This is a genomic window from Achromobacter aloeverae (genome assembly GCF_004121055.1).
GTDB lineage: Bacteria > Pseudomonadota > Gammaproteobacteria > Burkholderiales > Burkholderiaceae_B > Bordetella_C > Bordetella_C aloeverae.
Genome location: NZ_PYAL01000002.1, coordinates 126442 through 146560, shown reverse-complemented (window position 1 = coordinate 146560; position 20119 = coordinate 126442). Strand labels below are relative to the sequence as shown.

The 20119-nt window shown below is 66.3% G+C and carries 22 protein-coding genes; 6 read left to right on the top strand and 16 right to left on the bottom strand.

Going from position 1 to position 20119, the window contains the following annotated elements:
* The first annotated feature begins 5 nt into the window (after window positions 1-5).
* Window positions 6-269, top strand: a complete 264-nt coding sequence (rpsT, locus tag C7R54_RS07570; protein WP_129149605.1) for a 30S ribosomal protein S20 — start codon at window positions 6-8, stop codon at window positions 267-269.
* Window positions 270-517: 248 nt separating this feature from the next.
* Here the strand turns inward: rpsT and garL are convergent, their stop codons facing one another.
* From garL to C7R54_RS07550, 4 genes are all read right to left on the bottom strand, one after another.
* On the bottom strand, window positions 518-1282 hold the full coding sequence (gene garL / locus C7R54_RS07565; RefSeq protein ID WP_129149604.1) for a 2-dehydro-3-deoxyglucarate aldolase: 765 nt from the start codon (window positions 1280-1282) through the stop codon (window positions 518-520).
* Between the two features lie 84 nt (window positions 1283-1366).
* Entirely contained in the window at window positions 1367-2332 is a 966-nt protein-coding gene (locus tag C7R54_RS07560) for a Bug family tripartite tricarboxylate transporter substrate binding protein (protein ID WP_129150374.1), read from the bottom strand.
* Between the two features lie 219 nt (window positions 2333-2551).
* Window positions 2552-3676, bottom strand: coding sequence for an Ldh family oxidoreductase (locus C7R54_RS07555; RefSeq protein WP_275669687.1), 1125 nt, complete (start codon window positions 3674-3676; stop codon window positions 2552-2554).
* Between the two features lie 69 nt (window positions 3677-3745).
* Window positions 3746-4444 carry a FadR/GntR family transcriptional regulator gene (locus C7R54_RS07550; RefSeq protein ID WP_240039472.1) on the bottom strand — a complete coding sequence of 233 codons (699 nt, stop codon included), beginning with the start codon at window positions 4442-4444 and terminating at the stop codon, window positions 3746-3748.
* Between the two features lie 314 nt (window positions 4445-4758).
* On the opposite strand from C7R54_RS07550, the gene C7R54_RS07545 reads away from it, so the two are divergent.
* Both C7R54_RS07545 and C7R54_RS07540 read left to right on the top strand, forming a co-directional pair.
* Window positions 4759-5736 (top strand): Bug family tripartite tricarboxylate transporter substrate binding protein, encoded by a 978-nt coding sequence (locus tag C7R54_RS07545; RefSeq protein WP_129149602.1) that lies wholly within the window; start codon window positions 4759-4761, stop codon window positions 5734-5736.
* A 108-nt stretch (window positions 5737-5844) separates the two neighbouring features.
* Complete coding sequence (locus C7R54_RS07540) at window positions 5845-6804, top strand: 2-hydroxyacid dehydrogenase (RefSeq protein WP_129149601.1); 960 nt, start codon at window positions 5845-5847, stop codon at window positions 6802-6804.
* Between the two features lie 62 nt (window positions 6805-6866).
* Here the strand turns inward: C7R54_RS07540 and C7R54_RS07535 are convergent, their stop codons facing one another.
* Window positions 6867-7211 carry a DUF3579 domain-containing protein gene (locus C7R54_RS07535; RefSeq protein WP_129149600.1) on the bottom strand — a complete coding sequence of 115 codons (345 nt, stop codon included), beginning with the start codon at window positions 7209-7211 and terminating at the stop codon, window positions 6867-6869.
* A 322-nt stretch (window positions 7212-7533) separates the two neighbouring features.
* Between C7R54_RS07535 and argF the strand changes: the two genes are divergently transcribed.
* Window positions 7534-8475 carry an ornithine carbamoyltransferase gene (gene argF / locus C7R54_RS07530; RefSeq protein ID WP_129149599.1) on the top strand — a complete coding sequence of 314 codons (942 nt, stop codon included), beginning with the start codon at window positions 7534-7536 and terminating at the stop codon, window positions 8473-8475.
* A gap of 64 nt (window positions 8476-8539) precedes the next feature.
* Here the strand turns inward: argF and C7R54_RS07525 are convergent, their stop codons facing one another.
* On the bottom strand, window positions 8540-9289 hold the full coding sequence (locus tag C7R54_RS07525; protein ID WP_129149598.1) for an SDR family NAD(P)-dependent oxidoreductase: 750 nt from the start codon (window positions 9287-9289) through the stop codon (window positions 8540-8542).
* Between the two features lie 243 nt (window positions 9290-9532).
* Between C7R54_RS07525 and C7R54_RS07520 the strand changes: the two genes are divergently transcribed.
* Window positions 9533-10456: a LysR family transcriptional regulator gene (locus C7R54_RS07520; protein ID WP_129149597.1), complete on the top strand. Its 924-nt coding sequence runs from the start codon at window positions 9533-9535 to the stop codon at window positions 10454-10456.
* A gap of 1 nt (window position 10457) precedes the next feature.
* Here C7R54_RS07520 and C7R54_RS07515 read toward each other — a convergent pair whose 3' ends face one another.
* Entirely contained in the window at window positions 10458-11081 is a 624-nt protein-coding gene (locus tag C7R54_RS07515) for an FMN-dependent NADH-azoreductase (protein WP_129149596.1), read from the bottom strand.
* Window positions 11082-11267: 186 nt separating this feature from the next.
* Here C7R54_RS07515 and C7R54_RS07510 point away from each other — a divergent pair, with 186 nt between their 5' ends.
* Complete coding sequence (locus tag C7R54_RS07510; protein ID WP_129149595.1) at window positions 11268-11924, top strand: glutathione S-transferase family protein; 657 nt, start codon at window positions 11268-11270, stop codon at window positions 11922-11924.
* Window positions 11925-11953: 29 nt separating this feature from the next.
* Here C7R54_RS07510 and C7R54_RS07505 read toward each other — a convergent pair whose 3' ends face one another.
* From C7R54_RS07505 to C7R54_RS07465, 9 genes are all read right to left on the bottom strand, one after another.
* Entirely contained in the window at window positions 11954-13156 is a 1203-nt protein-coding gene (locus C7R54_RS07505; protein WP_129149594.1) for a GGDEF domain-containing protein, read from the bottom strand.
* A gap of 193 nt (window positions 13157-13349) precedes the next feature.
* The gene (locus C7R54_RS07500) at window positions 13350-14603 is read right to left on the bottom strand and encodes a M20 family metallo-hydrolase (RefSeq protein ID WP_129149593.1); all 1254 of its coding nucleotides are present in this window, start codon (window positions 14601-14603) and stop codon (window positions 13350-13352) included.
* A 2-nt stretch (window positions 14604-14605) separates the two neighbouring features.
* Complete coding sequence (locus tag C7R54_RS07495) at window positions 14606-15676, bottom strand: arginase family protein (protein ID WP_129149592.1); 1071 nt, start codon at window positions 15674-15676, stop codon at window positions 14606-14608.
* 70 nt (window positions 15677-15746) lie between these two features.
* Window positions 15747-16589, bottom strand: a complete 843-nt coding sequence (locus C7R54_RS07490) for a substrate-binding periplasmic protein (RefSeq protein WP_240039429.1) — start codon at window positions 16587-16589, stop codon at window positions 15747-15749.
* Window positions 16590-16667: 78 nt separating this feature from the next.
* On the bottom strand, window positions 16668-17423 hold the full coding sequence (locus tag C7R54_RS07485) for an amino acid ABC transporter ATP-binding protein (RefSeq protein WP_129149591.1): 756 nt from the start codon (window positions 17421-17423) through the stop codon (window positions 16668-16670).
* Window positions 17424-17453: 30 nt separating this feature from the next.
* Window positions 17454-18119, bottom strand: coding sequence for an amino acid ABC transporter permease (locus C7R54_RS07480; RefSeq protein WP_129149590.1), 666 nt, complete (start codon window positions 18117-18119; stop codon window positions 17454-17456).
* A gap of 39 nt (window positions 18120-18158) precedes the next feature.
* Entirely contained in the window at window positions 18159-18743 is a 585-nt protein-coding gene (locus C7R54_RS07475; RefSeq protein WP_129149589.1) for a cupin domain-containing protein, read from the bottom strand.
* 233 nt (window positions 18744-18976) lie between these two features.
* Window positions 18977-19564, bottom strand: coding sequence for a DUF4286 family protein (locus C7R54_RS07470; protein WP_129149588.1), 588 nt, complete (start codon window positions 19562-19564; stop codon window positions 18977-18979).
* An 11-nt stretch (window positions 19565-19575) separates the two neighbouring features.
* Window positions 19576-20118 carry a carboxymuconolactone decarboxylase family protein gene (locus C7R54_RS07465; protein WP_129149587.1) on the bottom strand — a complete coding sequence of 181 codons (543 nt, stop codon included), beginning with the start codon at window positions 20116-20118 and terminating at the stop codon, window positions 19576-19578.
* Between the last annotated feature and the right edge of the window lies 1 nt (window position 20119).

Sequence of the window (20119 nt, the reverse complement as noted above, 5' to 3'; positions counted from 1 at the left end):
GCAATATGGCCAACACTGCCCAAGCCCGCAAGCGTGCCCGTCAATCCGTCGAGCGCAACAAGCACAACTCGAGCCTGCGCTCGATGCTGCGTACCGCCATCAAGCGCGTGCGCCAAGCCATTGAAGCGGGCGACAAGGCTGCCGCCGCCGCCGTGCTGCAAAAGTCGACCAGCGTGATCGATCGCGTGGCTGACAAGAACATCATCCACAAGAACAAGGCCGCTCGCCACAAGAGCCGCCTGGCTGCCGCCGTCAAGGCCCTGGCCTGATTGTGATTGTCCGGATCCCCGGATCCGGACCTGCCTCGCGCGGAATCGCCGGCCCCTTGCCGGCTTGATATCCACGCGTAGGCAAGCGCGCGTGTCGTTGATGTGAAAACGGCAGTCGGGAATGTCCACTGCGGTCCGCCACGCTCCAGTCGTTCAGCGCGCGCAAAGCAAGGCAAGATAGGCAAATCAAGGGCCGAGTCCTCGTGGAATCGGCCCTTTGACTTTTTGCCCGCGAACTTACCCGTCTCTCAACGGAAGGTCTCGCGCAAGGCGAACGTGGCCTGCTTGAACACGCCCAGGTCCGTCCCGACGGCGATGAAGTGCATGCCCATGTCGATGTAGCGGCGCGCGTCCTCCACCACCGGCGCCAGGATGCCGACGGCCTTGCCATGCGCGCTCGCCCGTTCGTACAGGTGACGTATGGTCTTCTGCACGTCCGGATGGCCGGGATTGCCCAGATGCCCCAAGGCCGCCGCCAGGTCGGAAGGACCGATGAAGATGCCGTCCACGCCGGGCACCGCGGCAATCTCGTCGATCGCGTCGACGCCGGCCTGGCTTTCGATCTGCAACAGCACGCAGATGTTGTCGTTGATCGTCTTCAGGTAGTCCGGCACGGTGCCGTACAGATTGCTGCGATGCATGCCCGCCACGCCACGGATGCCCTCGGGCGGATAGCGCGTCGCCGCCACCGCCCGGCGCGCCTCGTCGGCGGATTCGATGAAGGGAATCAGGAAGTTGTAGAAACCGATGTCGAGGAAGCGCTTGATCTCCACCGGATCGTTCTGCGTCGGCCGTCCCACGGGCGCCGCCTCGCTGCCTTGCAGGGCCTGCAACTGCTGCAGGAACATCGGGATCTCGTTGGGCGAATGCTCGCCGTCCAGCAGCAGCCAGTCGTAGCCGGCCAGGCCGGCCAATTCGGCCGTGATGTGGCTGGACATGCACATCCAGAAACCGATGACCCGCTCACGCGCGAGGATGCGCTGGCGAAAACGATTGGGTAAGGGTGAGGTCATATTGCTTCCTGCTTCCTGTGTAGATCCGCGGACACCTCGAAGTGCCGCAACATCCGGGCGGATGGCCTTGCGCGGTTGCCCGCGTCAGTCCATCCGTGCGCCGGACTCCTTGGCCGCCTTGCCCCATTTCTGGATTTCAGCGGTGACGAACGTGGAGAATTCGCGCGGACCGTTGCCCACCACGACGAATCCCACCTTTTCCAGCTTCTGCCGCAGTTCCGCGTCGGCCATGGCCTTGACGGTGGCCTGGTGCAGGCGCTCGATCACTTGCGGCGGCGTGCGCGCCGGCGCCGACAGGCCGAACCACGATTCCGCGGCGAAGCCGGGGTAGCCCGACTCGGCGATGGTCGGCGTATCCGGATAGGCCGGGTTGCGCTTTTCGCTGGCTACGGCCAGCGCCCGCAGCTTGCCCGCCTGGACCTGCGGCAGCACATTGTCCTGGTTGAGGAACAGCACCGACACACGGCCGGCGATGGTGTCCGTGATGGCTGCCGCGCCGCCCTTGTAGGGAACGTGCATCAGGTCGATGCCCGCCGCCTGCTTGAGCATTTCCATCGCAAGATGCCCCGATGAACCGTTGCCCGAACTGGCATGCGTGTACTTGCCGGGACTGGCCTTGGCCAGCGCGATGAACTCCTTGAACGTCCTGGCCGGGAATTCGGGGTTGGCAACAAGCACGTTGGGGCCGGTCGCCAGGAGCGAAATATGGGCGAAATCGCTGTTCTTGTATGGCATGGACTGGTACAGCGCGTAGTTGATGGCATTGGAGCCCACCCCCGACAACAGCAGCGTGTAACCGTCCGGCTCGGCCTTGGCGACATAGTCCGAGCCGATATTGCCGTTGGCCCCGCCCTTGTTCTCGACGATCACCGTCTGCTTCAGCTCCTTGGCCAGCTCGGCGGCGACCAGGCGGCCCACTGCGTCGGTGCTGCCGCCAGGCGGGAAAGGCACCACCAGCCGCAGGGGCCGGTCCGGCCAATCCGCGGCCCGCGCGGCCGGCGCCAGTGCTGTCGCGGCCAGCCCCGCGAGGCTCAAGGCCAACGCCGCCATTACGCGACGGCGGGGCGCCGGAAAGGGAATACGGTTCGATGCCATGCTGTCTCCTGTGTTCATGGACCTTGCTTATCGATCCTGCTTTTATGGACCTTGCTTTATCGGTCTTGCCTTATCGGTCTTGCCTTATCGGTCTTGCCTTATCGGTCTTGCCTTCATGGCCCTGCTTTACAGACCCTGCTTTCATGAACATCGTCATCTGTCGATGCAGGCAGGTCAATGCGCGGCAGGTCGATCGCGCAGCAGGTAAGGCGCGCCGCAACGCTCGCAGATAGCGCGCAGACGCTGGTCCAGGGCCGGCGGAATGGGCACGCCCTCGACTTCGCGGCGGGCGCGGTGCGCGGCCTCTGGCTCGCCCGCCACCATCACGGGCACGGCCGGATCGGCGCGCGGCATATCGTGCACGGCATCTATCATCTGGTCCAGGTCGGCTTCGAACGCGCCGGCGTCGCGGAACGCCGCCGGATTCAGGGCCAGGAAAAAGTGGCCGATATTGTCCGGCTGGCCGGCTTGCCGGCGTTGGGCATAGGTCAGCGCGAATTCGCTGCCGGTCAGCGTCGATCCCAGGATCTGCGCCATCATCGCCAGCCCATAGCCCTTGTGGCTGCTCATGGCCGGCGTGCCGCCCAGCGGGGTCAGCCCGCCGTCGGGGCGGTCGAAGATATACGCCATGGCCTCGGCCGAATCGGTCACCGGCTGGCCTTGCCCATCGACGGCCCAGCCCGAGGGCAGCGCCTTGCGATGGAAATCGTAGACCTTGACCTTGTTGGCCGCGACCGTGGTGGTAGCCATGTCCAGCACGAAGGGTTCGTGCTTGCCGGCCGGCGCCGCGAAGGACAAGGGATTGGTTCCCAGCATCGGCCGCGCTGCCCCGGTGGGCACCATGATCACCCCGTTGGCGCTGCTGGTCACCAGGCCGACGACGCCGCGGCGCACGGCGATGCGCGCGTACACGCCGGCCGCGCCGAAGTGATGCGAGTTGCGCACCGCCACCGCGCCCACGCCTTGTGCCAGCGCCTTGTCCACCGCCAGGTTCATGGCCTGCGCGGCGGCCGGGTAGCCCAGCCCGCCTTCGGCATCGAGCAAGGCGCTGGCGGGGCTGTCGCGCACCACGCGCGCGCGGGCGGCGATGTTCAGCGTGCCGGCGCGTACCTTGTCTTCGTAGCTGGGCAGCATCGAGATGCCGTGCGAATCGATGCCCAGCGCGTCCGTCTCGCTCATCAACGCGGCGGTCGTCGTCGCCAGGTCGGCCGGCATGCCCCAGGCCTGCAGGACCCGCAGAATCTGTTCGCGCACCTGGTCCAGGGGCGCCTTGAAGATTTCACTATCCTTGACTGCCACTTGCTGTCTCCGTGTTTGCGTTTGGATGTTCTTGCGCCCGGCCGCGCGGGCATGCCCCGCCCGTCCCCGCTAATCCCTTTCCTTGTCGACCAGCCGATGCCGCGCCTGGCCCAGATGGAACTGCATGGCCACGCGCGCGCGCTCGCCGTCCTGCTCGCGTATCGCGGCCAGGATGGCGGCGTGCTCGTCCGCCACCCGCTCCGCGCGCTGGCGCGAGCCGGTGCGGGTGAGGTTCAGCGACAGGCGCATGAATCCCTGTATGGACTCGTGTATGGTCTCCAGCACGGCCAGGTAGAAATCATTGCCGCTGGCCTCGGCGATGCTGGCATGGAATGCCAGGTCGGCCTCGGCCGAAACCCGGCCATGGGCCAGGCCTTCGGCGAAAGCGCGGTCCGCGTCGACAATTTTCTTCAGTTGCTCGTCCGTGCGGCGCAAGGCCGCCAGGCGGGCGGCATCGCCTTCCAGCGCCATGCGCACTTCCTGGGCGCGCAAATAGGCGCTGACGTTGCGCACGTCGCCCAGGGTCTTCAGGCGCGGCGCGGGCTGGTGGCTGACGAAGGTGCCCAGGCCCTGATAGGCGCTGACCAGCCCATCGGCGCGCAGGCGCAACAAGGCTTCCCGCACGACAGGCCGCGACACGCCGAACTGTTCGCAGATCTCATGTTCGGAGGGCAGCTTGTCGCCCACATTCAAGCGGCCCGAGGCGATCTGGTCGAAGATCTGGCCGTACAGCTGGTCCCCCAGCCGCACCCGCTGGCCCCGGTCCAGCGCGGGCGCCCGGGCCTCATGCGCGGACGCAACGGCGCGGTCCGCCGCGCCGGCGCTCGGGATCGGTAGGCTACGGGCTTTGGGCAAGGGCTTCTCCAGTCCCTCGAAGGGGACGCCAGTATACTTGGTTGACATATTCATGCCTGAACACCTGTGCTTGTTTAACAAGCTAGACATCGGACAACCGATAACATAAGCTGCACGCGCGGGCATCGCATACCGGCACCGAGGCGGTTCCGGGACCGCCAAGCCCCGCGCGCGGACCAGGCCGGGCCAAGATTGCCGCGCCTGCCACAAGAAAATCAGGAGACAACATGAAATCCGTAATCCGCACCCTTGCCGCGGCGACCGCCGGGCTGCTGCTCGCCAGCGCCGGCGCCGCCCAGGCCGCGTCCTACCCTGACAAGCCCGTGACCGTCATCGTTCCCTTCGTGCCGGGGGGCTCGTCCGATATCACGGCGCGCGCCGTGACGCCGGGCCTGTCGCAGCAGCTCAAGCAGAACTTCGTGGTGGAGAACAAGCCGGGCGCCAACGGCGCCATCGGCGCGCAGGCGCTGGCCCGGTCCGCCCCCGACGGGTACACCATGATGGTCGGTTCGATCGGCACCTTCTCCATCAACCAGGCCTTGTACCAGAACTTATCGTACAACCCGAGCAAGGATTTCACGTACCTGACCATGGCGGTCCGCAATCCCAACGTGCTGGTCGCCGCGCCCAAGTTCCCGGCCAACAACGTCGCCGAACTGGTCGCCTACGCCAAGGCCAATCCCGGCGCGGTGTCCTATGCCTCGTCCGGCACGGGTTCGTCCGATCACCTGTCCGCCGTGCTGTTCCGCCAGAAGACCGGCACCACCGGCGTGGACGTGCCCTACCGCGGCGGCGCCGCCGCCATCAGCGACCTGATGGGCAACCAGGTCAACGTTTCCTTCCAGAACCTTGGCGCCGTGCTGACCCACATCAAGGCGGGCAAGTTGAAGGCCCTCGCCACCACGGGCGATGCCCGCATTCCTGAATTGCCCGACGTGCCCACCATGGCGCAGGCCGGCCTGCAGGACATGGTCGTCTATTCCTGGCAGGGCTTCGCCGTGCCGGCCGGCACCCCGAAGCCGGTGGTCGAACAGCTGTCCAACGCGCTGCGCAAGACCCTGCGCGAGAAGCAGGTGCAGGAGACCCTGCACGGCCTGGGCTTCGAAGTCGTCGCCAACAGTCCCGCCGACTTCACCGCCTTCCAGCAGGGCGAAGTGAAGCGCTGGCAGGACGTCATCGCCAAGAGCGGCATCAAGATGGAGTAGCATTCGTCGACCTGCTGGTCCCGGTCGCTCCGCAAAAGGCGACCGGCGGCCGCTTCGCTTTTTCGCTTTTTTATTCCACCCTTTTCAACCTCGTTATCGATACACATCATGACCGCCAAGACCCGCATCATCCAGGTCGGCTCGTATGCCGGCTCGCCCACCGCCAACGATCGCCTGGCGCGCGCATACGACATCGTCGAACTCTGGAAGTATCCGGACCGCAAGGCGGCGCTGGCCGAGCACGGCAAGGGCATCACCGCGCTGGTGACGTCGGCCAACTACGGCTGCTCGGCCGAGATCATCAACGCCCTGCCCGACCTGAAGGCCATCTGCAGCTGGGGCGTGGGCTACGAAACCCTGGACATCAAGGCCGCGCACGCGCGCGGCATCCAGGTCAGCAATACGCCCGACGTGCTGACCGATTGCGTGGCCGATCTCGCCTGGGGCCTGATGCTCGCGGGCGCCCGCCGCATCGCCCAGGGCGACCGCTTCGTGCGCGCCGGATCGTGGGGCCAGGTGCATGGCGGCATCCCGCTGGGCACGCGCGTCAGCGGCAAGAAGCTGGGCATCGTCGGCCTGGGCCGCATCGGCGAAGCCATCGCCAAGCGGGGCATCGGCTTTGACATGGACGTGCGGTACCACAGCCGGCGCCAGCGCAATGACGTGTCCTATGGCTACGAAGCGTCCCTGGTCGACCTGGCCAAGTGGGCGGACTTCCTGGTCGTCGCCACCGTGGGCGGTCCCGGCACCTTCCACCTGGTCAACAAGGAAGTACTGGAGGCGCTCGGGCCGACGGGCACCGTCATCAACATCGCGCGCGGTCCCGTCATCGACGAGGCGGCGCTGGTCGAATGCCTGGAATCGGGCAAGCTCGGCAACGCGGCGCTGGACGTGTTCGAGCAGGAGCCCAAGGTGCCGGACGCGCTGAAGGCCAACGAGAAGGCGGTCCTGCTGCCGCACATCGGCAGCGCGACGCTTGAGACCCGCAAGGCAATGGAAGACCTGATGGTCGAGAACCTGGAATCCTTCCTGAAGACCGGCAAGGTGATCACCCCGGTCGAGGGCTGATACACGGCATGCGGCCAGGCTGGCCGCCGCATCGCGGCCAGCCCGATTCCCATGCGCGGCCCTCAGGCCGGCGCGACCGAGTCCGGATTGTCGGTGTCGTGCTCTTTCGTCTGGAGCCGGTTGTCGCGGGCGAAATCCACCACGAACTTCCAGGCCAGCGGTTCGAGCTCGCGCAAGCGCTCGTCGACGACGACGCTGCGGTTGCCTTCGACTATGACGGGCAACACGTACGGCGAGTACGTGAGATGGCTGGGTGCCATGCCAGGAGGTCGGAATTGCGCCATGACGCCGGCCAGCCGCTCCGCCCAGTCACTGGGGCGAAAACGATGACCATCTTCCGTGACACCAAGGATAAAAAGTTGTCGCACGCGGAATACCGTTGATTTTGCTACCGGGGACGGATGCATGAAGCGCCCGGGTGGGACGCCCTCGATCATCCGAGCCGCGCTGCGGATTGTATATGATAGGCCTGCACCGAACATTTCAGCGCCGTCCGCGCACGGGTTCGGCCACGGCCAGACTAGCCGGCGCGACGTTCGGCGCCGGATCGCATTTCGCGTGCCACCAATCGCCCGGACTATCCAACGCGAACTATCCGACAAGACGGCAGGTTCACGCGGGAGCCCCGTTTTCCCGGCAAAAAGCGTGCGCTAGTGGATTTTCACGCGGACAAGGCATAATGAGCACCCCACCGCGAGGTGGCGCGGCCTCAACGACCTGCAAAACATCATGACGACAGCCAGCACCCAAAACGGCCCTCTGCGGCATTTCCTCCAAGTGCGTGACTTCTCGGCCTCTGAGCTGAACTACGTGTTCGACCGGGCACGCCTGATCAAGGACAAGTTCAAGCGCTACGAACCGCACATGACTTTGCACGATCGCACCCTGGCGATGGTGTTCGAAAAAGCCAGCACCCGCACCCGCGTCTCCTTCGAAGCGGGCATGTACCAGATGGGCGGCTCGGTCATCAACCTGACCTCCAACGATTCGCAGCTGGGCCGTTCCGAGCCCATCGAGGACACCGCGCGCGTCATCTCGCGCATGGTCGACATCGTCATGATACGTACGTTCGAGCAGACCCGCATCGAGCGCTTCGCGTCGCACTCGCGCGTGCCGGTCATCAACGGCCTGACCAACGAATACCATCCCTGCCAGATCCTGGCCGATATCTTCACCTACATCGAGCACCGCGGTCCCATCGCCGGCAAGACGGTGGCGTGGGTGGGCGACGCCAACAACATGGCCTATGCCTGGCTGCAGGCGGCCGAGCTGCTGGGCTTCACCCTGCATGTGTCCACGCCGTCCGGCTACGAGCTGGAGCCGTCGCGCATCGGCTCCCCGCCGGCATCGGTGCTGCGCCAGTTCAAGGACCCGATGCAAGCGTGCAAGGGCGCCCACCTGGTCACCACCGATGTGTGGACCAGCATGGGCTACGAGGCGGAAAACGAACAGCGCCGCGCCGACTTCGCCGACTGGTGCGTCGACACCGAGATGATGCAGGCTGCCGCCTCCGACGCCATCTTCATGCACTGCCTGCCCGCCCACCGCGGCGAGGAAGTCACGGGCGAAGTCATCGACGGCCCGCAAAGCGTGGTCTGGGACGAAGCGGAAAACCGCCTTCATGTGCAGAAGGCCTTGATGGAATTCCTGCTGCTCGGGAAGCTGGACTGACGTTCCGGCCCTTGCCGTGGATAGGCGCGGGCCCGGCGGCGCATGCGCCCGGCCCGCGACGCGATCACACCTGGGCCATGCCGCCGTCGACGAAGAACTCCGTGCCATTGACGAAGCTTGCCGCATCGGAGGCCAGGAAGGCGACGGCCTTGCCGATTTCCTCGGGTTCGCCAAGGCGGCCCAGCGGCACCTGCGAGGCCAGGTAGTCGAACAGCCCCGCTCGGGCCTCGTCAGGCACCAGGCCGCCGAGGCCGGGCGTGCGAACCGGACCGGGGCTGATGGCGTTGACACGGATGTGGCGATCCTTGAGGTCCAGGGCCCAGGAGCGGGCGAAGTTGCGGACGGCTGCCTTGCTGGCGCTGTAGACGCTGAAGCTGGCCGTTCCCTGGATGGACGTGGTCGATGAAGTCAGGATGACCGAAGCGCCGTCGACCAGCAAAGGCAAGGCTTTCTGCACCGTGAACAGCAGGCCGCGCACGTTGGTGCCGAAAATGCGGTCGAAATGTTCCTCGGTGATGGCGCCCAGCGGCATCATGTCGCCGCCGCCGGCGTTCGCGAACAGGATGTCCAGCTTGCCGGCCGACCCGGCGATCCGCGCATAGACGGCGTCGAGGTCCGACAGCACCGACGCGTCGGCCCGGATGCCTGTGGCGGCCGGGCCGATGGCGGCCACGGCCGCGTCGAGTTCCGCCTGGCGCCGGCCCGTGATGAAGACGCGCGCGCCCTGCGCCGCGAGTTCCCGTGCGGCCGCCAGGCCTATGCCGCTGCTGCCGCCGGTGACGAGGGCAATCTTGCCGTTCAGTTGCTTGCTCATGATGGACTCCATGCGTGGATGTTCGTAGGAAGTGGGATGGCCCTGGCGACCGCCTTGCCTGGAGCCGGCTTTTCTTGCCGGCCCGGCTGTCGTTCAGTGCATGGACGTCACTTTAGCGATGGCGGGTTTATTAAAAAATACTGAAAAAACAAAATCACTATCCATGACCATGTAAAATCAACCGGACAATCAGGCAGACAATCAGGCGGATTTCCCTTCCGCCCTTCCTTCACAGGCGCCCACATGGACCAGTTATTGGCGATGCGCGCGTTCGCGCGCGTGGTGGAGACCGGCAGCTTCACGCGGGCCGCCGACAGCCTGGACATGCCCAACGCGACCATGAGCAAGCTGGTCCAGGACCTGGAGGCCCATCTGGGCACGCGGCTGCTGCAGCGGACCACGCGGCGGGTCACCGTGACGCCGGAAGGCCAGGACTACTACGCCAAGGCCACGCGCGTACTGCGCGACATCGAGGATATCGACACCTCGTTCAACCTGGCGCGCGGCAAACCGCGCGGCCATCTCCGCATCGATGTGGGCGGTTCGACGGCCAAGGACGTACTGATTCCGCTATTGCCGGATTTCCTCGGGCGCTATCCGGACATCCGCGTCGACCTGGGCGTATCGGATCGCGCGGTGGATCTCATCGGCGACAACGTCGACTGTGTCATACGGGGCGGGCCGTTGGACAACTCATCGCTCGTGGCGCGGCATATCGGCGATGCCGTGCTCATCACCTGCGCCACGCCCGCGTACCTGAAGCAGTTCGGCGTGCCCGCCTATCCGGACGAACTGAAGAACGGACACCGCCTGGTGAGCTATGTCTCGACGCAGAATGGCCGAGCCATGCCGTTCCGCTTCCAGCGCGACGGCGAGCGCATCGACATAAAGGTCGAACACCGCGTCGGCGTCAACGAAAGCAATGCGCATCTGGCGGCGGCCGTCGCGGGCATCGGCATCGTACAGACCTTCACGTATGCGTGCGAGGCGGCGTTGCGGGACGGCACGCTGGTGGAAATCCTCAAGAAGTGGCGTCCCGCGCCCTACCCTTTCCATATCGTGTACCCACAGAGCCGGTATGTGACGCAACGCCTGCGGGTATTCATCGAGTGGCTGGCGGATTGCTTCCCCGCGAAGGTCCGCGGGGGCGCCGCCGACCGAGGCTAGGTCAGAAGTCCGCCGCCATTTCCGCCGCCCGCGCCCTGGCTTGCTCTATCGTCGCCGGGGCCCTCGCGTCCCAGGTATGTTCCACCGTCAGGCTGCGCACCTCGCGCACGCCGATGAACTTCAGCCAGAACTGGATGTAGTCCGCTTGATGCGCGAAGCCGGGATTGCTGGCGTCCGCGCCCTCGTCGACGCTCTGCCCGCGCACGTGGACGACCAGGGCGCGCGGTATTTCCAGCAGGGGGCCATACGCGACGCCGTCGAAGGAGAACAGGCGGCCGCGCTGGCTGACCAGGTCGATCAGCTGCTTCAGCTTGTACGGATACCCGAAGTTCCACATCGGCACGCCCAGCAGGATGCGATCCGCCTCCTTGAAGCGCCTGGCCAGCGTCTCGATGCGCGCCCAGACCGATAGCTCATAGCCCGTCAGGCGTGCCTTGGATACCTGCTTGTATTTGGCGCCGATCGCCAGGCTGTCGAATTCGGGCAGGTCCTCGTTCCAGACATCAAGGGTATCCACCTCCAGCCCGGGACGGGCCTTCCGATAGGCATCGATAAACGCTTCGGCGACGGCCACGGAGGCCGACGCCGGGCCGCGGGGGGAGGAAACGATATTCAACAGACGCATGACGTGTGCTCCAGCTCCAGGGGAATACAGGGAAGGCGTGCCACCCGCCAGGGACACCGCGAGGCACGGCGATCGCGCCGATCTCCTCGTACGGCAGCGATTGCACGCTGGCGCGACACCCTATACGATTGTATTTGCAACGATTGTAATTGCAATTATTTCCCAGAGTCAAAGGATGAAAACGACATGTCTCTCAGCTTCTATACCGCCGATACGCCGAACGGCCTGAAGGTCAGCATCTACCTGCAGGAAGCCCGCCTCCCGCACAAGCAGGTCACGGTGGACCTGGCCGCCGGCGAGCAGCACCAGCCCGGCTACCGCAAGATCAACCCGAACGGAAAAATCCCCGCCATCGTGGACCACGACGCCCGCATGACCGTCTTCGAGTCCGGCGCGATTCTTACGTACCTGTCCGCGAAGACCGGCTGCCTCCAGCCCGCGCGCTATGCCGACCAGGTGCGGATACAGCAGTGGCTGCACTTCCAGGTGGGTGGCATCGGCCCCATGCTGGGCCAGCTGTGGTGGTTCCGGCACGGATCCAGGACCGACAACCGGGAAGCGATCGATCGCTATCACCGGGAGGCGCTGCGCCTGTACGATGTCGTCGACCGCCGCCTGGGCGAGTCGGAATTCATCGCGACATCGGCCTATTCCATCGCCGACATCGCCGCCTATAGCTGGTTGCGAACCTGGGAAGAACTGGACCTGGACATCATGCCCTACGTCCATGTGCAGCGCTGGCTGGACGACATCAACCAGCGGCCAGCGGTCAGGCGGGCGATCGCCGCCAATGGCAAACCGATGCCGGAACAACCGGCGCCGGCCGACGCGCGGAAGGCATGATCGCCTGGGCGTACCTGTTCTGGCCGCGGCTAGGCGGCCTTGTCGCGATCGTCCAGGCCGGGGAGCGCCGTCTCGCCTGCGCCGGAGACGCTGGCGACGGTGCAATTGCGTCCTCGCCGCTTGGCCGCGTAGAGCAGTTCGTCCGCGCGTTGCAGCGTGGTCGCGTAGGCTTCCCCGTCCTTCACCAGCGTCACCCCCAGGCTGGCCGTGATGCGCACGTCATCCCGATGGGGCGCCCAGCTTTGCGCCAGCAAGGCCAGGCGTATGCCCTCGGCGGCGGCGATGGCATCCTGGAGCCGCGCATCGCGAAACAGGACGACGAATTCCTCGCCGCCTAGGCGCGCCACGCATGCCTGGGCGCCGACGCGCGCCCGGGCCAGGGCGCCGAACCTGGCCAGCACCAGGTCGCCGAAGGGATGGCCGAACTGGTCATTGATGGCCTTGAAGTTATCGATGTCGATCAGGATCAACGCGGTTGCCGCGTTCTTGTAGCGCCGGCCCGAAGCCGACGCGAGCAGCGCTTCCAGGCCGCGCCGGTTGAGCAGGCCGGTCAGCGTGTCGGTGTACGCGTGCCGGCGGTATTTGTCGATGGCGTCGTAGCTGGTGGCGATCATCACGGCGAACGTCAACAGGATGCTGCCGAGCAGGCCGGTGTATTGGACCAGGTTGCCCCAGACCGACGTGCGCCATGCCCCCGCCTCCGGGCTGGTGTCGTGCGCGCCGATATAGAGCAGGCACTGGCAGGTCAGCACCACCGCGATGAACAGGAAGGTGCCCCCCAGCACCTTGTCCGACACCGACGTCGCGCGTGGCAGGAAGCGCAGCGTGGCGCGCCAGACGACGAGCGCGCAGCACGCCTGGACGAAGAAGGTCTCCAGCCTCGCGCTTTCGAAGAACACGATGGATATGACGGCCATCGCCGTCGACGCCAGCAGGATCGCGGCATCGAAATAAAGCGCAGGCGCCTGGGAGGGATGATCGCCATCGCCGCGCTTGTGCAGCGCCCTGCCCGCCAATATGACGCCGAGCAGGATGAAGCCGTCTTCGACGATCTGCTTGTAGGGCGACCATCCCTGCGGCTGGAACAGCATGATGGCATAGCCGATGCCCAGGGAGCATAGCGACGCTCCCCACAGCGACGTCTTGAATTCCAGGAGGCTCGCGCCCAGGAATCCCAGGCCGCATAGCAGGATGGCGGCGGGAACGGACCATTCGAGCAGAGCAACGGACATCAGTAGCAGGACCTTGCAAAATGGTCGGGGTGCGTACCCGCCTCGCGCAGGATAGGAGGCCGGGCGAGGAACGCGCCTTGCCGCCGGCGCCAGGCCGGATAGGCCCGGCGCCGCAGGCATCGCGGTTTGCAATTATATTTCCCGTACTGATGAGCTGCCGAGCCGCGCCAGTGCGAGGTCGGCAGCAAGGGGGTCAAGTCGCCGCCACACCCGGCGGCAGCGTCGCCTGGAACATCCGCGCCACTTCCCGCAGCCCGTCGAAGAAGACTTGCGCGCCCAGGGCCAGATGACGATCGGCCGTGTTCTCCACCGGCGTATGGCTGCGCCCGTCGATGCTGGGCACGAACATCATGCCCGTGGGCACGTGGCGCGCCAGCAGCATGGCGTCGTGGATGGCGCCGCTGGGCATGGCCATGCGGCTGCCCTGGCGCGCCGCGGCCGCCTGGTCCAGGGCCTGGCACAGGCGCGCGTCCATCGACGCGGGCGACAGCGCCCCTTGCCTGGCCAACCGCACGCCTACCTGCCGCACCCCATCCCGCTCGGCCGCCAGCGCGGCCAGGGCCGCGCCCATGCGCGCCATCACGTCCTCGGACAGATCGCGCAGTTCCACCGTCAGTTCGGCCACCTTGGGCACCACATTGGCCACGCCGGGCTTGAATGCCACCGCGCCGAAATTCCAGACGCTATCGGCCGCGCCAACCTGCCTGAAGCGGGCCTCGCACTCGACGGCGAACTCGAAAGCGGCCATGCCGGCGTCGTGCCGCATGTCCATCGGCGTGGTGCCCGCATGATCGGCCCGCCCGCTGAACGTGGCGATATAGCGATGCATGCCGGCGATGCCGGTGACCACGCCGATATCCAGGCCGGCGCGATCCAGCCGCGGCCCCTGCTCGATATGCGCTTCCAGATAGGCCAGGTGCCGTTGCGGGTCCAGCCGGGCCAGGTCTTGCGGGGATGGCAGGCCCGCATCCGCGGCCGCCTGCCGCAGCGTCCGGCCCTCGTAGGCCAGCGCATCCCACTGCCCCGCGTCCAGCTCGCCGCAGAAGGCGCGGCTGCCCAGGCAACTGAGATAGCGGCCCTCCTCGTCGGAGAAGGACACGACGTCGATGCCGATGGGCGCATCGGGCCATTGCGACCGCCAGACGCGCGCGGCTTCGATGCCGAAGACCACGCCCAGCGCGCCGTCCAGCCAGCCGCCGGTGGGCACGCTGTCGGAATGCGAGCCGACCAGCAAGGCGCGCCGCGCGCCCGGCGTCCGCCCATACACATTGCCGACCGCGTCGATCCGCGCGTCAAGACCGGCCTCGCGCATCTGGTCCGCCAGCCAGCGGCGGGCGGCCATGTCGTCTTCCGACAGCGCGGGCCGGCAGACCCCCTCGCCCCTAGCGCCGAACCGCGCCAGGCGGCGCAGCGTCGCCAATACCCGCTCGGTATCGATCTGCATCATGGTCAGCGCTTGGCCTGTTCCAGCTTGCGTTGAGCCATGCCGGCCAGGAAGTAGGTCAGCGCATACACGATGACGCGGTACATGATGGCCGAGCCGGGCGGTATGCACAGGAAGGACAGGCCCGCGCAGCCCTTGCGGCCCACTTCGTAGGCAATGCGGATCGCCTCGTAGTCGGTCATGCCTATCGGCTCCGCCAGTTCGCCGAGCAGGTCGCCTTCGGTGGGGCCGGCGCCGCCCAGCACGTCCATGTCGAAATGCGCGTAGACGGCCTGCGTGCCCTGGTAGGCCTGGTCCAGATTCTTGACGACGCCCTCGATGCCCAGCTCGGTGCGTATCTTCCACATCGGCATGAAGCAGCACCCCTCGCGCAGGAAACGGCGCACCACGTCGGGGTTCTCCAGCATGCCCCGTTCGCCGATTTCCACCAGGTTCTTGATGGCGTATTCGGGACAGTCGCGAAACAGCTTGTCCTTCCAGTTGGTCGACCCGGCGATGTGATCGTTCATGGTCGCCCAATCGTACGGCCAGCAGTCCCAGTGCGTGTCCAGGCTGACCATGCCCACGGGACCCTTGACGTGCTGGGCGATGGGACGACCCACGGCGTACGACGCGCATGGCGAGTTCTGGCCGATCACGATGGGCACGGCGCCCGCGGCGAGGGCCTGCTTGACCCGCGCCTCGACGCCTTCCTGGGCCTCCAGGATGCGCTCGACCGTCCCTTCGTAGCTGGCCTCGATCGGAATATCGACGTCGCCATAATCCACTACCTTGAGGTGCTCGAACACGTCGATGTCCATGTCCTGCACATAGCCGCCGCGATAGCGGATGGACTGCTGGCGCACGCGCGTCGTCGCCGCCAGCCACTCGGCCTTGTCCACGCCGCTGTACTTCTTGCCCCAGCCGGCCGCGAACGGCGAGCCGATGATCACCACGTCGGCGCCCTGGATGTCCTCCTCGCGGATGGCGTATGGCACGCCGAGGAAAGTGGGCATGTCCTCGCGGATGCGCGGGAAATGCGTGGTGCGCCAGTGCTTGCCGGCGAGGGTCTGTTCCCAGGTTGGATAGTGCGGCATATCGCTTCCTTTGCGGCGGATGGAGCCATCCGCCGATATCGGGTGTATGGAGGAATGGAGGAAAGGAGGATTACTGGGCCTTGGCGGGGAAGGCGCGCAGGTTGGGCTGGTCGACGTAGCGGCCGCCGTCCAGGTACTTGCCCACCATGGCGTCCCACTGGCCGGAGATCAGCAAGTTGTCCAGGCCGATGTCGAGCACCGATCGCAGTTCGCTATTGCCCTTCTTCACCGTCCAGGCGACAGGCAGGAAGAAGACTGGCTTTTCGGCGAACAGGACCTTGGTGGACGGCTGCTGCTCGACGAAGCGCCCGGCCGTGAAACCATCCTCGAAGCTGGCATCGGCGCGGCCGGCCGCGACTTCCATGAAGCCCGCGGTCAGGTTGCCGCCGCCCAGCGACACCAGCTTGGCCTTGGGTATCGTGCGGCGCACCCAGTCCTCGGCGGCCGTGCCCTGCACCACCGCGATCTTGATGGCCGGATCGTTCATGTCCTGCACGGTCTTGAAGCGCGCCTCGTCCTTGCGCACCACGGCCACGCTGCCCAGGTAGACCAGCGGCTTGCTGAAGTCCACCGCCATCGCGCGCTTGACGGTGGCGAAGGTCGCGGCGATCGACATATCGAACTGGTTGGACTGCAGGCCCGCCACGAAATTGCCCCACGTGGTCTCGATGAACACCGGCTTCACGCCCATCTGCTCGGCGATGGCCTTGGCGGCGTCGACGTAGAAGCCGGTAACTTCACCCGACACGGGGTCCTTGGCGGTTCCGGGCGGCGACGGAACGTAGCCGATGCGCAACTCGCCGCGCTTGCTGATTTGTTCGAGTTCGCCCGCGGCATGGGCGGGGGCCAGGGCGGCCAGGCCGAGGATGGCGGCCGCGCCCCACGCGGCCAGTGAAAACATGCGTTTTTTCATGATGCTTCCTAGGTGAGGTGACTGTGAAGGCGAGCGCCGTCCCCGCCATCCGGCGGTCTGGCGCGAAATGCAACCAGGTCAGTTCAGGACGCGGGAGAGGAATTCCCGGGTTCGAGCATTGCTGGGGGAGGAGAAAACCTGGTCGGGCGGCCCTTCTTCGACGATGTAGCCGCCCTCCATGAAGACCACGCGATTGGCCACGTCCCGCGCGAAGCCCATCTCGTGCGTGACGATGACCATGGTCATGCCCTCCTGCGCCAGCTGGCGCATGGCGGACAGCACCTCGCCCACGAGTTCGGGGTCCAGGGCCGAGGTCGGTTCATCGAACAGCATCAGGCGCGGCTTCATGGCCAGCGCGCGGGCGATGGCGGCGCGCTGCTGCTGCCCGCCCGACAGGCGGGTCGGCTTGACGTCGCGTTTTTCCGCCAGCCCCACGCGCGCCAGCAAGGTCTCGGCATGCCGGACCGCCTCGTCGCGCGGCACGCGCAAGACCTGCGTGGGTCCCTCGATGACGTTTTCGAGGATGGTCATGTGCGGAAAGAGATTGAAGTTCTGGAACACCATGCCCATCTGCGAGCGCAGCTGGTTGACGCTGCGCTCGCTGGCGGGCGCGCGCTTGCCGTCGCGTTCGGCATAGCCCACCAGCTGGCCATCGAAGCGCACGGCGCCCTGGTCGTAGTTCTCCAGGAAATTGATGCACTTCAGCAGCGTGCTCTTGCCCGACCCGCTGGGCCCGATGATGGCGACCACGTCGCCGGCGTGGACACGCAGGTTGATGTCCTTCAATACCTCCAGGCTGCCGTAGGACTTGCCCAGGTTCTCGATATCGAGCATTGCTTTCCCCTTGTCTTGTCGCGCGGCGCGTCAGGCGTGCCGCTGCATGCGGTGCTCAAGGCGCCGCGAGATCCATATCCACGGAAACGTGATCGCGAAGAACACCAGCGCCAGGAAGGTGTAGATTTCCAGCGGCCGGTAGGTCGTGGCGATCAGGTTGTTCGATTCCTGCAGCAGCTCGTAGACGGCGATCATCGCGCCCAGCGTGGACAGCTTCATCAAATTGGCGAACTCGTTGATGAAAGGCGGGATCATCTTCTGCAACGCCTGCGGCAGGATGATGCGGCGCAAGGCCATCAGGTAAGGCATGCCGATGGAGCGCGCGGCCATGAACTGCCCCTTGTCCACGGCGTTCACGCCCGCCCGCACGATCTCGGCGATATAGGCGCCCGAATGCACGCCCAGCGCCACGATCAGCGCGGTCTTGGCTTCCAGCTGGAAGCCGAACAGGATCGGAAAGCAGTAGTAAATCCAGACGATCTGCACCAGGGCAGGCGTGGCGCGGAAGAACTCCACGTAGACCGAGACCGGCACGCGCCAGACCGGCGAACGCGCCATGCGCGCCACCCCGGCCGGAAGGCCGATCAGCAGGCCCAGCAAGGTGGCCGCCAATGTGATCTGCAATGTGACCATCGCCCCGCGCACGAACACCGGCCAATAGGTGGCGATGATGTGGAACTGCCAGCTGTAACCCATGAAATCCCCTTGATATGCCCTGGCCGCGCTGCGGCGGCCTTAGAACGTGGCGGGCGTGTTCACCCAGTAGATACGGGCTGCCTCCGGCCCGGCGTTTTCATAACCGTGCGGAACCTGGCTGGGGAAATGGAAGGCATCGCCCGCGTGCAGGGTGTATTGCGTATCGCCCAGGGTGAGCCGCACCACGCCCTCCAGCACGATGCCGACCTCCTCCCCCAGGTGTTCGATCTGCCCGTCGCTGCGCGCGCCGGGAGGGATGATGTGGATGTGCGCCTGCAACAGCGAGCCGCGCTCGGCGTTGTCCAGGCGCTCCAGCTGGATCCCGCCCTGGCCGTGCGCGAACTGCGAGATCAGGCGGGTGCCCGCGCGCAGCACGGGGCCGGCGGCCGGGCGCTCGCCGATCAGGTAGGAAACATTGGTGTCCAGGGCCGCCGCCAGGCGGTGCAGCATGGCCAGCGACGGCGCCACCAGGCCGCGCTCGACCTTGGAGACCTGGCTCTCCGAACAGTCCGCCTTGACCGCGCAATCCTTCAACGTCATCTTGCGCGCCAGGCGGGCGTGCTTGATGCGGGTTCCCAGTTCCAGCGCGGCGCTGTCGGGAGTGGCGGGTCGGGTATCGGTCATACGCTCCAGGCCGAAAGCGGCTTTCTCAATAATCAAGTTACTTGATTATGAGGAAAGGCTCTTTTTTTGGATAGTCGGGGTTTTCCCGGCGTACGACGCGGAAAGCAGCGCGGCGCCGGCAATGATGCCGGCGCCGCATGAGGGGGCTTGCCGCCAGGGGCTTTCCGCCGGGGGCTTTGCTGCCCGGTATTTTGCTGCCCGGTATTTTGCCGCTGGGGGCTTTGCCTTCGCTGCTAGCGGCTTTCCTCCACCGCCCGGAACATCGTCCGCTTGGTGTTCCGGAAGGACGGCCGTACACGGTCGCTCCAGCTGCTGGCGCGCACCGCCAGCCAGGGCGGGCTGCCGAAGGTCTCGCGCGTATGCAGGTCGTAGCAGGCGTGATAGCGGGGCGCCGCGTCGCACAGATAGCGGCGCGCGCGCACGGAGCCCGGCACCGAAGCCAGCCCCGGCAGGTGCTCTTCCTCGTACCAGGCATTGAAATCCTGTTCCGCGTCCGCCAGCACATCGGTCTCGACAATGTAGTGCCATGGCGCCGGCAGGCCCGCCGACGCCCCGGGACGGTCCGTCGTCAGGCGCAGCGCGCGCGCGTCGGCCTGTGGATAGAGGCGGCCCGTGATGGCGCGCAAGGCGGCCACGCTGCGCTCGGCGGACCGCTCGTCGGGCGACAGGTATACATAGGTCTCGACATGCTCCACCGCCGTGTAGCCGCGCACGATCGCCGCGCCCGCGCCGGCATCCATGGCGATCTGCTGGCGCAAGGCCTGCAGGTCCGCCTGGTCCAGGCTGCGCCCCGGCAGGCGCAGCAGCAGTATTTCCATCATTGCCTTTCCCCTCAATGCCCGATCCGCAACGCGGACAGGAAGCGCGACACCATGTTGTAGGCGGCCACCGTGGCCGCCAGTTCCACCATTCCCTGTTCGCCCAGCGTCGGAGCCAGCGCGTCGTAGCAGGCATCGCTGACGTCGATGTCGCGCGTCATCGCGTCCGTGAACGCCAGGACGTCGCGCTCTTGCGCGGACAGGCCCGGGATATCCGCGGGCGCGCGGTCCGTGCGCAAGGCGTCGACCAGGCCGGCGTCCATGCCGGAATTCAAGGCATGCGGCACATGCGCCTCGAATTCATACGGCGCGCGGTTGAGCACCGCCACGCGCAGGATGACCAGTTCGCGCAGGCGCGGCGACAGGCCGATGCGGTTGCGGATGGCGGTCAGCATGGCCTCCCAGCCCTGCACCACCGCCGGGCTGTTCAACAGCACCTGGTACAGCGGCGAAATGCGGCCGCGCTCGGCCATGATGCGCGCTTCCATCTCGGCCAGTTCCGGCCGGGTGCCCGGCACGACCGGCGCGACGCGCGGTCCCTTGTGCGATTCCGACATG

Bases quoted from the DNA above. Each gene is read 5' to 3' on its own strand.
- rpsT (WP_129149605.1), top strand. From the start codon at position 6: ATGGCCAACACTGCCCAAGCCCGCAAGCGTGCCCGTCAATCCGTCGAG.
- garL (WP_129149604.1), bottom strand. From the start codon at position 1,282: ATGACCTCACCCTTACCCAATCGTTTTCGCCAGCGCATCCTCGCGCGT.
- C7R54_RS07560 (WP_129150374.1), bottom strand. From the start codon at position 2,332: ATGGCGGCGTTGGCCTTGAGCCTCGCGGGGCTGGCCGCGACAGCACTG.
- C7R54_RS07545 (WP_129149602.1), top strand. From the start codon at position 4,759: ATGAAATCCGTAATCCGCACCCTTGCCGCGGCGACCGCCGGGCTGCTG.
- C7R54_RS07540 (WP_129149601.1), top strand. From the start codon at position 5,845: ATGACCGCCAAGACCCGCATCATCCAGGTCGGCTCGTATGCCGGCTCG.
- C7R54_RS07535 (WP_129149600.1), bottom strand. From the start codon at position 7,211: ATGCATCCGTCCCCGGTAGCAAAATCAACGGTATTCCGCGTGCGACAA.
- argF (WP_129149599.1), top strand. From the start codon at position 7,534: ATGACGACAGCCAGCACCCAAAACGGCCCTCTGCGGCATTTCCTCCAA.
- C7R54_RS07525 (WP_129149598.1), bottom strand. From the start codon at position 9,289: ATGAGCAAGCAACTGAACGGCAAGATTGCCCTCGTCACCGGCGGCAGC.
- C7R54_RS07520 (WP_129149597.1), top strand. From the start codon at position 9,533: ATGGACCAGTTATTGGCGATGCGCGCGTTCGCGCGCGTGGTGGAGACC.
- C7R54_RS07515 (WP_129149596.1), bottom strand. From the start codon at position 11,081: ATGCGTCTGTTGAATATCGTTTCCTCCCCCCGCGGCCCGGCGTCGGCC.
- C7R54_RS07510 (WP_129149595.1), top strand. From the start codon at position 11,268: ATGTCTCTCAGCTTCTATACCGCCGATACGCCGAACGGCCTGAAGGTC.
- C7R54_RS07505 (WP_129149594.1), bottom strand. From the start codon at position 13,156: ATGTCCGTTGCTCTGCTCGAATGGTCCGTTCCCGCCGCCATCCTGCTA.
- C7R54_RS07500 (WP_129149593.1), bottom strand. From the start codon at position 14,603: ATGATGCAGATCGATACCGAGCGGGTATTGGCGACGCTGCGCCGCCTG.
- C7R54_RS07495 (WP_129149592.1), bottom strand. From the start codon at position 15,676: ATGCCGCACTATCCAACCTGGGAACAGACCCTCGCCGGCAAGCACTGG.
- C7R54_RS07490 (WP_240039429.1), bottom strand. From the start codon at position 16,589: ATGAAAAAACGCATGTTTTCACTGGCCGCGTGGGGCGCGGCCGCCATC.
- C7R54_RS07485 (WP_129149591.1), bottom strand. From the start codon at position 17,423: ATGCTCGATATCGAGAACCTGGGCAAGTCCTACGGCAGCCTGGAGGTA.
- C7R54_RS07480 (WP_129149590.1), bottom strand. From the start codon at position 18,119: ATGGGTTACAGCTGGCAGTTCCACATCATCGCCACCTATTGGCCGGTG.
- C7R54_RS07475 (WP_129149589.1), bottom strand. From the start codon at position 18,743: ATGACCGATACCCGACCCGCCACTCCCGACAGCGCCGCGCTGGAACTG.
- C7R54_RS07470 (WP_129149588.1), bottom strand. From the start codon at position 19,564: ATGATGGAAATACTGCTGCTGCGCCTGCCGGGGCGCAGCCTGGACCAG.
- C7R54_RS07465 (WP_129149587.1), bottom strand. From the start codon at position 20,118: ATGTCGGAATCGCACAAGGGACCGCGCGTCGCGCCGGTCGTGCCGGGC.